We start from the raw sequence: 13,810 nt of genomic DNA, 5'->3' as shown, positions 1-13,810 counted from the left end.
CACTTGTAATGACGATACCAGCCAAGGAATTTATAATAATCAACGCCAAAACGATGGCAATACTCCAAAAGAGAGACTTGGCAACCACTGTCGGATGACTGATAAGCAGAAAGAATCTCTAAAAAACAATCAGTAGAGTCCATAAGAATAAAATTTTAAGTTCTGTGCAAAGGTAAAGCTGACTGATAGGATAAACAAGAGCCATACAATGAGTGCTTACGAAAGAATGGGCGCCGAATAAGGCTAAAGTACAAACCAAATAGTTTCAAAATATGTTTCAAGCCTTGAAACTGTTTGTTTCTCGGTGTGAAACGAATGGTTTCAAGCGGTGAAACAAACAGTTTCCCGTAGTGAAACAAAGTGTTTCAAATAGGCTTGAAACTTTTCTGTCCCATTTTTAATATCATAAAGTAAATGCTTAAATTAGTTCGTATTATAAGTTGTTATTCAAAACGCAACGAAGTCTCCTTTTTTCTATTAACTAATTTTAGACAGTTACTTTAGCAAATAGTTCTTTGTCCGGATTAAACCTTTTCTGCGGAAAGAAGTCTAATTTTTTATATATTATCGTTCTATTAAACTTTAAAGTTATCAACGAAAATGGAAACATCTGCTAAACTCTATTCACTGAATTACAGCAATGTAAGAACTTACCTCTTTGCCCTGCTATTTGTGACAGGCAACATTGCACTTCCACAAATCTGTCATCTTGTACCATACGGTGGCCCTACTTTATTGCCGATCTATTTTTTCACGTTGATCGCAGCTTATAAATATGGCTTTCGTGTGGGATTACTGACAGCAATTCTTTCTCCTGTCATCAATCACCTGTTATTTGCAATGCCTTCGGGAGCTGCACTCCCCATTATATTGATAAAATCCGCTTTACTTGCCGGTACTTCCGCCTTGGCTGCACGAACACTGAAATCCGTTTCTTTATGGGCTATTCTCGGTGTCGTTCTCTCCTATCAGATTATAGGAACTGCTTTTGAATGGGCATTCATCGGAAATTTCCATGCAGCAGTGCAAGATTTCCGCATTGGTATTCCCGGTATGTTAATTCAATGGTTTGGTGGCTACGCCCTACTGAAAGCGATTGCAAAACTCTAAAGTAAAAACAAAAATGGACAGAAGGGACTTTTTAAAAACAGTAGCCATAACCGGTGCCGCATTGAGTATTCAGCATTCGGAGGCAATGGAGATATTAACCCAGACTATTAATAATACGAACGGAGGCAATCCGGACTTAGTAGCCGTTATGGGTGGAGAGCCGGAAGCTATGTTCCGCCGTGCTATCAGCGAACTGGGCGGTATGAAACAATTCGTCAAACCGGGACAGAAGGTGGTCGTAAAACCTAATATCGGTTGGGATAAAGTGCCGGAACTGGCAGGAAACACCAACCCGCAACTGATTGCTGAAATCGTGAAACAATGCTTTGCTGCCGGAGCTAAAGAAGTGACCGTATTCGATCATACTTGTGACGATTGGCAGAAGTGTTACAAAAACAGCGGCATCGAAGCGGCGGCAAAAGCTGCCGGAGCAAAAGTAATGCCTGCTCATTTGGAGTCTTATTACAAGCCGGTAAACTTACCCAACGGTCAGAAGATGAAGAAAGCAAAGATACATGAAGCCATCCTGAATTGCGATGTATGGATCAATGTTCCCATCCTGAAAAATCACGGGGGCGCCAATCTGACTATCTCAATGAAAAATCACATGGGAATTGTCTGGGACCGTGGATTTTTCCACCAGAATGACTTGCAGCAATGTATTGCCGATATCTGCACACTGCAAAAGAAAGCTGTGCTTAACGTAGTGGACGCTTATCGTATCATGAAAACCAATGGCCCGCGAGGACGTTCTGCCTCGGATGTCGTATTAGCAAAAGGACTGTTCATTTCACCGGATATTGTAGCAGTGGACACGGCTGCCGCCAAATTCTTCAATCAAGTACGTGAGATGCCACTAGATACTGTGGGACACCTCGCTAAAGGAGAAGCACTGAAAATAGGAACCATGAACATTGACAAGCTGAATGTCAAGCGAATTAAGATGTAAAATAACAATGTTAAGAAGGCTACGTATTGGAATATCAGCACTTTTATTTGTGCTGATTTCTTTCTTTTTTCTCGATTTCGCAGAAATATTACCGAACAGTTTTCATCGGCTGGCACATTTGCAGTTTGTTCCAGCTGTCCTTTCACTAAGTATAGGTATCTTATTATTTCTCACTGTGTTAACGCTCTTGTTTGGACGCGTTTATTGTTCTACAATTTGCCCTATGGGTATTTTGCAGGATGTCATTGCACGCATTTCAAAATCAACAGGGAAAAAGAAAAAAAGATATAGTTACAGTCCCGCGAAAAACAAATTGCGTTGGGGCATACTCGGACTGACAGTAATCGGATTTCTATGCGGATTTACATTTATTGTAGGCCTACTCGATCCATACAGCGCGTATGGACGTGTGGTAGTGCATATATTCAAACCTATCTACATGTTGGGGAATAATCTGTTGGAATCCGTCTTTTCCAGGTTCGACAATTATACATTTTATCAGGTAGATACCTCTGTTTTAAGCATTTCTTCTCTTCTCATTGCTATTATCACTCTGGCAGTTATTTTTGTAATGGCATGGAAACACGGGCGGACATGGTGCAATACGGTTTGTCCCGTAGGAACAGTATTGGGATTATTGAGCCGCTTTTCATTATTTAAGATCCGTATCGATACTGCGAAATGTAATGGATGCGGGCTTTGTGCTACCAAATGCAAAGCCTCCTGCATCAATAGTAAAGAACATGCCATTGATTATAGCCGCTGCGTAGATTGTTTCGACTGCCTGGGAGCATGCAAGCAAAAGGCATTGGTCTACAACCCTTCTTTAAAGAAACAACAAGCAAACGTAGAAGCCCCTGTGCCATCATCACCGGACACGGATTCATCCAAACGCTGCTTTTTGGTTGCCGGTCTTGTTACTGCCGGGGCTGCACCCAAACTCCTATCCCAAGCCAAAGAATCCGTTGCTAGACTGGAAGGCAAAAAGGCATACAAAAAGGAGAATCCAATCACTCCTCCGGGATCTATCAGTCGGGAACACTTTCAACAGCAATGTACATCCTGTCATCTTTGTGTCAGCAAATGCCCTTCTCATGTCCTGAAACCTGCTTTTATGGAGTATGGTTTGGCAGGCATAATGCAGCCGACCGTTAGTTTTGAGAAAGGATTTTGTAATTTTGACTGTACTGTTTGCGGAGACGTTTGTCCCAATGGAGCAATTCTTCCCATAAGTGTAGAGCAAAAACATCTTACACAAATGGGATATGTTGTTTTTATCGAAGAAAATTGCATCGTTTATACTGATGGAACCAGTTGCGGAGCGTGTTCCGAGCACTGTCCTACACAGGCTGTGGCAATGGTACCATATAAAGACGGATTAACGATCCCTCATGTAAACAAAGAAATATGCGTAGGTTGTGGAGGATGCGAATATGTTTGTCCTGCCCGTCCATTCCGCGCTATCTATATCGAAGGAAATCCAGTACAAAAAGAAGCAAAACCTTTTAAAGAAAACGAAGAACATAAAGTGGAGATAGACGATTTCGGATTCTAATCAGCACACAGTGCCGGTGTAAAAGATTCCATCCGTATATTTGTGCTCTATTGTGATATATTTAAATGCGGATAACAAAACTTTATATTTACGCAATTAAAGTTCCATGTTATCCGCATTTATTGTGTTCTATGGATAACAAAAAACTACTTATAACGTTCTCTTAAAAAAACTATTCATTATATTCCTCCTACTTTCAATAAATTCACTAAATTCGTGGCGAACTAAAGAAAGCAACTCATGGAGGTATTCACAAATAACAGGAATAGCCGGAAATATCAGATTGGCTATGCACTAAGCGGAGGATTTATTAAAGGATTTGCCCATTTGGGAGTTATGCAAGCTCTTTTAGAGCATGATATTAAGCCGGAAATCATCTCCGGAGTAAGCGCAGGAGCACTTGCCGGTGTCTTTTATGCTGATGGCAACGAACCCCACAAAGTTCTTGATTATTTCTCCGGACATAAATTCCAGGATTTAACCAAACTGGTAATTCCTAAAAAAGGATTATTTGACCTTTGTGAATTTATAGACTTTCTCCGAACCAACGTTAAAGCAAAAAACTTGGAAGATTTACAACTTCCTCTGATTATCACAGCAACCGACCTCGATCATGGACGCATGGTTCATTTTCACCGCGGCAGTATTGCTGAACGGGTTGCTGCTTCTTGTTGTATGCCTGTTATGTTCGCACCAGTCAATATAGATGGCACTAACTATGTAGACGGAGGATTGATGATGAATCTTCCTGTCTCTACCCTGCGTAGAGTGTGCGACAAGGTGGTGGCTGTCAACGTAAGCCCCATCATGGCACAGGACTACAAAATGAATATTGTAAGCATTGCTATGCGTTCATTCCATTTTATGTTCCGCGCCAATACTTTTCCAGAAAGGGAAAAGTGTGATTTATTAATCGAACCATACAATTTATACGGATATAGCAATACCGAACTGGAGAAAGCAGAAGAAATCTTCGGACAGGGATATAATACAGCCAATGAAGTGCTTAATCAACTGTTGGAAGAAAAAGGGAAAATATGGAAGTAACCTCCTATCCATCGGAAAAAAGAATGAATACGAATATTAATAATCTACTCTATATGAATGACGAAAATAAAATAATTATCTATCAAGTGTTCACCCGTCTGTTTGGAAATAACAACAACCACTGTGTCTACAATGGAGACATTACCACCAACGGGTGTGGAAAAATGGCTGATTTCACGCTCAAGGCACTTGGTGAAATCAAAAAATTAGGTACTACACATATATGGTATACAGGCATCATCGAACATGCCACTCAAACGGATTATCGTCGTTATAACATCAGTCCGGATCATCCTGCCATTGTGAAAGGAAAAGCTGGCTCTCCCTATGCCATCAAGGATTATTATGATGTAGATCCTGACCTGGCCAACGATGTACAGGGACGTATGAAAGAATTTGAGAACCTGGTACACCGTACACATCGCACAGGTTTGAAAGTGATTATAGATTTTGTACCTAATCACGTAGCACGCCAGTACCATTCGGACGCACAGCCCGACGGTACGACGGAATTGGGGGCTAACGATGACCCCAGCCAATCTTTCAGTCCATACAATAATTTCTATTATATCCCGCAAGCGGAACTTCGTGCCCAGTTCGATATGAAAGACGGTGCAGCAGAGCCTTACCGGGAATTTCCGGCTAAAGCTACCGGTAACAATCGTTTTGATGCTACGCCTAATATCACCGACTGGTATGAAACGGTGAAATTAAACTATGGAGTGGATTATCAGAATGGCGGTACCTGCCACTTCTCCCCGACTCCGGACACTTGGATAAAGATGCTGGACATTCTTCTTTTCTGGGCGTCAAAGAACATTGACGGTTTCCGTTGTGACATGGTAGAAATGGTTCCCGTTGAATTTTGGGAATGGGCTATTCCTCAAGTAAAAGAGGTTTATCCTGAAATACTTTTTATCGCAGAAGTCTATAATCCCAGTGAATATCGTAACTATCTGTTCCGTGGCAAGTTTGATTATCTATATGATAAGGTAGGATTGTACGATACATTACGGAACGTAGCCTGCGGATATGAATCTGCCACTGCAATCACTCATTGCTGGCAAAGTCTGAATGGAATCGAGAAAAAAATGCTCAACTTCCTGGAGAACCACGATGAGCAACGTATCGCATCTGATTTCTTTGCCGGTAATCCGCGTAAAGGGATTCCCGCACTAATTGTTTCTGCTTGTATGAACACCAATCCTATGATGATCTATTTCGGTCAGGAGTTCGGAGAGCTGGGCATGGATAGCGAAGGATTCAGCGGAAGAGACGGACGGACTACCATATTTGATTATTGGAGCGTAGATACTATACGTCGTTGGCGTAACGGAGGAAAGTTTGACGGGAAAATGCTTACTGAAGAACATAAGCACCTCTACTCTATCTATCAAAAAGTACTGACGCTTTGCAACGAAGAGCAGGCAATCAAAAAGGGGGTATTCTTTGACTTGATGTATGCCAATATAAACGGATGGCGTTTCAATGAGCATAAACAATATACTTTTATGCGAAAATACAAAAACGAAATTCTGTTTTTCGTTATTAATTTCGATAGTCAACTGGTAGATGTTGCCATCAACGTGCCTTCACATGCCTTCGACTTTTTGCAGATTCCTCAAATGGAGTCTTATCAGGCCATTGATTTGATGACCGGTGCTAAAGAAGAAATCTGCTTATTACCTTATAAACCGACAGACGTTTCAGTCGGAGGTTATAACGGAAAAATTTTAAAGATTACTTTTTAAGTAAAAAGAGTAAGAACCGCATACTCCTTATCCTCCGGGCATTTCACTTATAAATGCCCGGAGGATTATTTTATGTACATCGCTCAAACAAATATTCGCAAAGGCTGTTTAGTTATAACTAATTCTCTAAACTCAAAGCTTATGAAGAAATTTATGATTTGTGCGATCACACTGTTTTTGCTATTATCTACATCTGTTTTTGGAGATACCCCTCCCGGCAATGTACAGGCAACTTTCAAGAAAATGTATCCCAAAGCAAATGGTATCGCCTGGTCACAAGATGACGGATATTATTGCGCCAACTTTGTAATGAACGGATTTACTAAAAATGTGTGGTTTAACGTCCGGGGGCAATGGGTGATGACACAGACTGATCTTGTTAGCCTTGATCGTCTGTCACCGGCAGTCTATAATGCTTTTGTATCCGGGCCATACGCAAGTTGGGTGGTAGATAATGTGACGATGGTAGAGTTTCCTAAATGGCAAGCTATTATTGTAATTAAAGTAGGCCAAGATAACGTTGACATCAAATATCAGTTATTCTATACTCCACAAGGAGTATTACTGAAAACACGCAATGTGAGTGATATGTATGATATTCTCGGCCCAAGTACCTTTTTGGTAAACTAGAACTAAATCATTCAATAGCGCAATATACGAGAAAACCCCTGCAGATATACAATGATAGTTGCAGGGGCTTCTTATTTAAAGATAAAATTATTTCTTCTTTCTAAGCACTACGGCGGTACGGGCAGGAATGTAGAGTTTCAACCACTCTTTCTTTTCCTTACTGTACAGCGGATCGGCAATAGTGAAGTGCACTACAGAATCATCTGCCAAACCGTTTCCTCCAAATGCAACGTCGTCCGTATTCAATATTACTTCATAAGCTCCCGGAGTTACCAGGAATCCATAGTCGGTAAATGACTGTTTCGGATTAAAGTTAAAGACAAATATAAGGTCTTTACGTCCGTATGCCAATACCTGATCGCCATCATTATGCCATATTTCCTGAACAGGTGTTGCCTGGAAGTCTTTCACGCTCTTCAGAACTTTCAGCATATCCTTATCAAAATCACCCATATAATGATAGGTCAGATTCTTGTTGTCTACCAAATCCCATTGACGACGGGCATATTTACATGACCATCCGTTACCTTCACGCGGGAAGTCAATCCATTCGGGATGCCCGAATTCATTTCCCATGAAGTTCAGATAACCTCCGTTGATGGTTGAAGAGGTCAATAAACGAATCATCTTGTGCAAAGCGATACCTCGGTTGACAACATAATTTTCATCTCCCTTTTGCATGTGCCAGTACATATCGGCATCAATCAGACGGAAGATAATTGTCTTGTCTCCCACTAATGCCTGGTCGTGGCTTTCTGCATACGAAATGGTCTTCTCATCCTGACGACGGTTGGTTACTTCCCAGAACATGCTGGAAGGTTTCCAGTCTTCATCAATCTTTTCTTTGATTGTCTTGATCCAATAGTCCGGAATGTTCATGGCCATACGATAATCGAAGCCGTAACCGCCATCTTCTATTTTTGCAGCCAGCCCCGGCATACCGGAAACTTCTTCCGCAATGGTTATCGCTTTCGGATTTACCTGATGAATCACTTCATTAGCCAATGTCAGGTAACAAATCGCATTATCATCCTGATGACCGTTGAAATAATCTCCATAGTTACAGAAGGCTTCACCCAAACCATGACTATAATATAGCATAGAAGTGACTCCGTCAAAACGGAAGCCGTCAAATTTATATTCTTCCAGCCAGTACTTGCAGTTAGACAACAGGAAATGAATCACTTCGTTCTTGCCATAATCGAAGCATAGAGAATCCCAAGCCGGATGTTCGCGACGAACGCCCGGATAGAAATACTGATTCGGATCACCGGCAAAGTTTCCTAATCCTTCTACTTCATTCTTCACTGCATGTGAATGAACAATGTCCATAATCACAGCAATTCCCATCTCATGAGCGGCATCAATTAATGCTTTCAATTCGTCGGGAGTACCAAAACGGGAAGAGGCAGCAAAAAAGCTGGATACATGATAGCCGAAACTTCCATAATAAGGATGTTCCTGAATGGCCATAATCTGGATACAATTATACCCTTCTTCAGCAATACGGGGAAGTATTTTCTCGCGGAATTCGTTATAAGTGCCCACTTTTTCCTCCCGTTGTGCCATTCCGATATGACATTCATAAATCAACAGTGGATTCGTGTCGGGCTTAAATGTTTTCTTTTTGAATTTATAGGGTTTCTCCGGAGCCCAGACTTGTGCACTGAATATCTTGGTCTGTTCATCCTGCACCACACGAGTAGCCCATGCAGGAATACGCTCGCCTTGTCCGCCTTCCCAGTATACATTCAATTTGTAGAGATCGCCATGATGAATGGCATCCGCCGGCAGGTTAATTTCCCAATTGCCATTCTTTAGTTTTTTCAGCTTATAGGCTGCTTTTTCCTCCCAATTATTAAATGTACCCACCATATAAATATGAGTAGCATTGGGCGCCCATTCACGGAAAGTCCATCCCTTATCGGTGCGATGCAATCCAAAATAAAGATACCCCGATGCAAAATCTGAAAGGGTTTGTTTGCCTTTATTCGTCAATTCAGCTTCCTTGTCTAATACATGCTGATGACGCCCGGTGATAGCACCAGCAAAAGGTTCCAGCCAGGGATCATTTTTTATGAGATTAAGTGTCTTTTCCATATCAGAATTGAATTAGGATTATGCTTTTACTTTTACGATTACTTTTTTCACACCATCCGGAGTGATGCCGGGAGCATGACCGTCTTGCGGGAAGAAGATAGCAAACATTCCCGGTTTTACGGTAACGTATGTTTCTGCCAATCCTTCAAAGAAAGTAATGTCTTTTTCTGCGTTATAAGGTGCATCTGCCGGAACACAATCTTTAGCAGCGGTATACCCCATAATTTCTGTTCCCGACAACGGGATTTGAATGTCAATAAATTCGTTATGAGTTTCCAGTTTGGCTTCCTCTTTTGTTTTAGGCTTGGTTTGTGCGATATTCACGAACAGATCTTTCCCTTTCAGTTCTGTCTTACCAATTTCCATGGCTTGGAGGTCATGAGACTTCAAGAAGTCAATGGCTTGTGCAAACAAAGGATTTAAAGACGCATATTTCTCCAGATTTTCTAAAGTATCTACTACCATATAAGTTAAATTTTAAAGTTTATATTCTAGGCATTATTTATTCAAAATCATCAATCGTATAATTTATAAAATCAGCAAACCGCTTGAACTGGCGGAACGCTTTGTCCATCTGTTCCAACATATCCGGCCGGGTAAAGAAGTCATCAGGAACATTATAAGAGCAAACATACTCTTTACATTTCAAATAATCGACATACTTGAAGTCTTTCGGGAAGCCTTTCGGAGCTGTTTTCAGAAAATCCTCCCCTATCACCGGAAAGTATTTCTTAAACTCCGGATCTTCTACGATCGCAACAAATTCTTCGATATTGTCATAAATAGACTGACGCACTGCTTTCAGGATATTGGAAGGCAGACACAAGCTTCCTCCGGCAAGCATCGAACCATCCGGCTGCAAGTGGACATAATATCCACAATGGTCGGATTTCTTTCCTTTGGCATTGATATAGCCGCCGAAATGTATTTTATAAGGTGTTTTATCCGCAGAGAAGCGGGTATCCCGGTAAATGCGATAAGTACAGTCTTTGGGTTGAATTCCCCGGATAGTTTCATCAAACAGGGAAATACGGGCAATCACTGTTGCCAAAAAGTTGTCGAACTCGGCACGGGCTGTTTCATATTCTGCCTTGTGCTCATTAAACCACTCACGATTATTATTCGCGGAAAGATCTTTTAAAAACTGAAAGATAACGGGTATGTTCATCTTTATCATTTTCTATTATTACTCTACAAACGTACAAATTTTATTTCATATAAACTACAAAAGGGGGTAAAAGGACATAAAAAAAGCATCGGCCTGGTAAAACCGATGCTTTAACACATTTATCAAAAAAACAGACTCTTCTGTCTCTGACGTACTTTAGCTTTCACAAGTGGAGTACAATCTCTTTAATTAATCTTATATCTAATACTATGAAAAACACATAAATATAACAGTACAAAAGTGACATTTGTTCAGCAATACTCTGTATATTTCAGTTAATTATCGTTTATAGAATGAAATGTTCCTCATTTATAGGCAATACAATACGTTCCCAGTCAATCATGGCGTTGAATAACATGATATGTGAATAGTCGTTTAAATGCACTTGCGCAATGTCTTTCTCAACAATGAATTGCTTATTCAGAAGTTCCGCCCGTTTCGTTCCCCGGAGTAACGGATGAGCCGGAGTAAACCATGTGTACCCATCGTAGAGGGCGATATTGGCAATAGAAGTATCTGTCAGATAGCCGTCTTTCACGATTAAAATATCATCTGCCATTCCTCTTTGGGCATACAAAGCGTTCAGTTCTTCTCGATGTGTGCTTTTGTAAGTGTAATTAATGGTATCGGATTCTATCAGATGCAAAGAGGCCACTTTCCGCATCTGATAAGGAGCATACGTGACTTCTTCTACTTCTTTTCCATACACAATCCGGCATTTATGAATCCCGTTTAAAACTGGTGGCGATATATACTCACGCAAATCAAGCGGAACACTATCTTTCCAAAAGACCGCACGGGTTCTATTGAAACGCTCTGTGTGATAATCAAGATTATAAATCTGTCCATCCTCTATCCGGATAGTCTCAATAAATGGGTACATATACTTTTTGTTTCATTTCGTTATACTCACTTTCCGCATCGCTCTGACAGGTGATTCCACCTCCACTTTTAAAATACATTTTTTCTCCTTCCTGTTCTACAAAACGTATCATAACGGCACTATCCAGATTAATTCCATCCGAATAGCCCATAATTCCTGTATAAAATCCTCTGTCGTAAGTTTCAGCTTCCCGAATAATCTGCATCGTTTTTTTCTTGGGGGCACCGGTAATGGAACCGGCTGGCAAAAGTCGGAAAATAAGTTCTCCCAAATGTTCCGGATAGTTTTCCGGCAATATGCCTTGGATTTCAGAGCTTGTCTGAAGAATCGCCCCCTGATTAGTCTGCAATGTATCGATATACCGATACCGGGAAACGGACACTTGATTGGCAACCATGCTTAAATCATTACGAATCAAGTCTACGATAGTAGCGTGTTCTGCCGCCTCTTTAGGATCGTTCATCAATAATTGGGCAGCAGAAGGAATGGAAGCGTCAATAGTCCCTTTCATCGGGTATGAGCTAATTTTTCCCTGATGAATTCTCACAAATATTTCTGGAGAAAAAACAGTAAAAGTGTCTTTAACCCATAGCTTATAAATCGCTTTAGAGTGATAATAAATATCTTTCAGAGTGAGATTGGTATCTACCGGAGTGCGACAAGTCAGATTTGTGAGAAAACTATTTCCAGCCAAGATATTCTGTCGGACAATATTAAACGAGCGTTGATAGGAATAGAAAGATTCTGCAGAAGGCTGCCAATGGATAGAGTTCGCTGGTTTAGCAGAAAAAGAAGGTGTATACTTTTCAGTTGACGTAGCTTGATTGGTAAATCCATTCAAATTATACAAAAGTTCAGTAGAATCAACAGCAGCAACCTCTTCTATATAAGATGCATCCTGCAGATAATTGATAATAAAAACAAAAGGACGATGGTGTTGTCCAAACTGATTCATTCGTTTGATAGCCTGTTCCTTATTATATAAGTGCATAAAATACTTCTACGTTTAGGGAAGGCAAATGTACGCAAAAAGTATAGATTAGAAAAAGATAGCAATAAAAAAGGGTTGCCCGATGTGTCATATCGGCAACCCTTTATCATTTATAAGATTGGTCAAATTACTTCATAACAGCTTTTACTTGAGGAAGCATCTTCTTCACATTTTCATTTTCCGGAGAGATCTTAGCAGCTTCTTCCAGATAGTCTAATGCTTCTTTAAATCTACCATCGGCTTTTTCTTTTTCTGCAGCATATTTATCTGCATCAGAATTTGCCAAAGGAGCAGCTTTCTTCAGGATATTAGCGCCATCATTATAGCACAGAACTCCTAAACTGTACAATGCATTTGTTTTATATTGCTTGTGATCCAAAGGAATTACTTTCTTAAAACAATCTTCAGCTTCTTCTGCTTTTCCTGCTTTCTGTGCTGCAAGTCCTGCTTTTAGATAATGAAGACCATAATTCTTCACCATTGTCTTATTCTTAGGATCGACTTTCAACCCTTCTTCTAATGTAGCTACATATTCAGCAGTCTTCTTTTGTGCATCTAAAGCCAAAGCTTTACGAGCATACGCATTTCCTATATTAAATTTTTTCTGAATAGCAATATCGAAAAAGGTCACGGCTTCCGCATACTTTTTCACTTCGTCTGCTGCTATACCACAATAGTAAGCTGTTGCAGAATCTTGATTATTAGTCTGTTTCAGATATTCGCTGAACTTCGCATACGCTACTGGATAATTTTTAGCATTAAATGCATCATTTCCTTCTTTTTTCAATTGCTCTGGGGCGGTTTGTGCAAAAACATTAGTCACTACAATACAAAATGCAAATAAAAAAATCAATTTCTTCATAACTTTATGTGTTTTTTAGTTGTTTATCGTCCAAAAGTAGAAGTTATAATAGAAAAACACAACCGTATTTTATTTTTTTGACCTTTTTGAAACCTATATAACTTTCGTTATTCTTCGTAAAAATGACGTTTTCCTATTTATTCATCCCAAACCATATAACTAAACAAAATATTTCTCTTTTATAAATTACTGATTCATAGCCATAAAGAAAAATATGAATAAAAAAGTGCCGGAAAGTTTTTGAATTTTCATAAAAAGCACTACCTTTGCATCCGAAAATAAGGCTGGTTCCGTAGCTCAGCTGGATAGAGCAACGCCCTTCTAAGGCGTGGGTCAAGCGTTCGAATCGCTTCGGAATCACTTAGAGAAATCGCAAACAGCTATTAAAATAGCGTTTGCGATTTTTTCATTTAATAGAATCGTCCACATGTTGCCTACTTGATATTTTTTCACGTACCGGCTCAGTCTGAAACCTTGGGAGATTGCGTTAAAATTCTTATTTTTGCATCATGAAAACATCCTCTTCCCAAACGATTGATCCTGTTGCTTCTTTAAGCTTGTTCTTGCCTTCAGGAATCCTTGATTACTTTACCCTAGTCAATCATGTTTCTCAGGATACTTGCTTTATTCTTTATTTAGAGGAGAAAGCCACTATTCCTTCTGAGTACTCAGATCTACATCTTCACTCAAAAGGTTTCCTCCCTGAGATTGAAGTTCAGGACTTCCCTATCCGTGGTAAAGCCGTTTATTTACGTATCAAGCGT

At 40.1% G+C, this 13,810-nt stretch carries 13 protein-coding genes and 1 tRNA gene; 8 read left to right on the top strand and 6 right to left on the bottom strand.

The features are described 5' to 3' along the window. Positions 1–600: 600 nt before the first annotated feature. From BSAG_RS10840 to BSAG_RS10865, 6 genes are all read left to right on the top strand, one after another. Complete coding sequence (locus tag BSAG_RS10840) at positions 601–1,110, top strand: hypothetical protein (RefSeq protein WP_004316873.1); 510 nt, start codon at positions 601–603, stop codon at positions 1,108–1,110. Between the two features lie 13 nt (positions 1,111–1,123). Beyond that, positions 1,124–2,059, top strand: a complete 936-nt coding sequence (locus tag BSAG_RS10845; RefSeq protein WP_004316874.1) for a DUF362 domain-containing protein — start codon at positions 1,124–1,126, stop codon at positions 2,057–2,059. A gap of 7 nt (positions 2,060–2,066) precedes the next feature. Then, positions 2,067–3,614 (top strand): 4Fe-4S binding protein, encoded by a 1,548-nt coding sequence (locus BSAG_RS10850; RefSeq protein WP_008770654.1) that lies wholly within the window; start codon positions 2,067–2,069, stop codon positions 3,612–3,614. 240 nt (positions 3,615–3,854) lie between these two features. Beyond that, positions 3,855–4,661, top strand: a complete 807-nt coding sequence (locus BSAG_RS10855) for a patatin-like phospholipase family protein (protein ID WP_004316876.1) — start codon at positions 3,855–3,857, stop codon at positions 4,659–4,661. Positions 4,662–4,714: 53 nt separating this feature from the next. Continuing rightward, complete coding sequence (locus BSAG_RS10860) at positions 4,715–6,412, top strand: alpha-amylase family protein (protein WP_032811213.1); 1,698 nt, start codon at positions 4,715–4,717, stop codon at positions 6,410–6,412. 141 nt (positions 6,413–6,553) lie between these two features. Continuing rightward, positions 6,554–7,042 (top strand): PepSY-like domain-containing protein, encoded by a 489-nt coding sequence (locus BSAG_RS10865; protein ID WP_008640124.1) that lies wholly within the window; start codon positions 6,554–6,556, stop codon positions 7,040–7,042. Positions 7,043–7,129: 87 nt separating this feature from the next. On the opposite strand, the gene BSAG_RS10870 is transcribed toward BSAG_RS10865, so the two are convergent. From BSAG_RS10870 to BSAG_RS10895, 6 genes are all read right to left on the bottom strand, one after another. Then, complete coding sequence (locus BSAG_RS10870; protein WP_004316879.1) at positions 7,130–9,142, bottom strand: alpha amylase C-terminal domain-containing protein; 2,013 nt, start codon at positions 9,140–9,142, stop codon at positions 7,130–7,132. Between the two features lie 18 nt (positions 9,143–9,160). Beyond that, the gene (locus BSAG_RS10875) at positions 9,161–9,607 is read right to left on the bottom strand and encodes a YhcH/YjgK/YiaL family protein (RefSeq protein WP_008019991.1); all 447 of its coding nucleotides are present in this window, start codon (positions 9,605–9,607) and stop codon (positions 9,161–9,163) included. A gap of 37 nt (positions 9,608–9,644) precedes the next feature. Then, entirely contained in the window at positions 9,645–10,319 is a 675-nt protein-coding gene (locus tag BSAG_RS10880) for a DUF2461 domain-containing protein (protein WP_008770653.1), read from the bottom strand. 277 nt (positions 10,320–10,596) lie between these two features. Next, on the bottom strand, positions 10,597–11,193 hold the full coding sequence (locus BSAG_RS10885) for an aminotransferase class IV family protein (protein ID WP_004316882.1): 597 nt from the start codon (positions 11,191–11,193) through the stop codon (positions 10,597–10,599). Next, positions 11,177–12,184, bottom strand: coding sequence for an aminodeoxychorismate synthase component I (locus tag BSAG_RS10890; protein ID WP_004316883.1), 1,008 nt, complete (start codon positions 12,182–12,184; stop codon positions 11,177–11,179). Before BSAG_RS10890 ends, BSAG_RS10885 begins: the two co-directional genes overlap by 17 nt. A 127-nt stretch (positions 12,185–12,311) precedes the next feature. Then, positions 12,312–13,046, bottom strand: a complete 735-nt coding sequence (locus BSAG_RS10895; protein ID WP_004295839.1) for a hypothetical protein — start codon at positions 13,044–13,046, stop codon at positions 12,312–12,314. A 286-nt stretch (positions 13,047–13,332) separates the two neighbouring features. On the opposite strand from BSAG_RS10895, the gene BSAG_RS10900 reads away from it, so the two are divergent. Then, a tRNA-Arg gene (locus BSAG_RS10900) sits at positions 13,333–13,406 on the top strand. Positions 13,407–13,555: 149 nt separating this feature from the next. Continuing rightward, a partial coding sequence (locus BSAG_RS25660) for a hypothetical protein (RefSeq protein ID WP_008997555.1) occupies positions 13,556–13,810 on the top strand: 255 nt, incomplete at its 3' end.

This window comes from Bacteroides sp. D1, from assembly GCF_000157095.2.
In the GTDB taxonomy this organism is placed as follows: Bacteria; Bacteroidota; Bacteroidia; order Bacteroidales; family Bacteroidaceae; genus Bacteroides; species Bacteroides xylanisolvens.
Note: the sequence above shows the minus strand (reverse complement) of the source record. Positions and strands in the feature narration are given on the sequence as shown.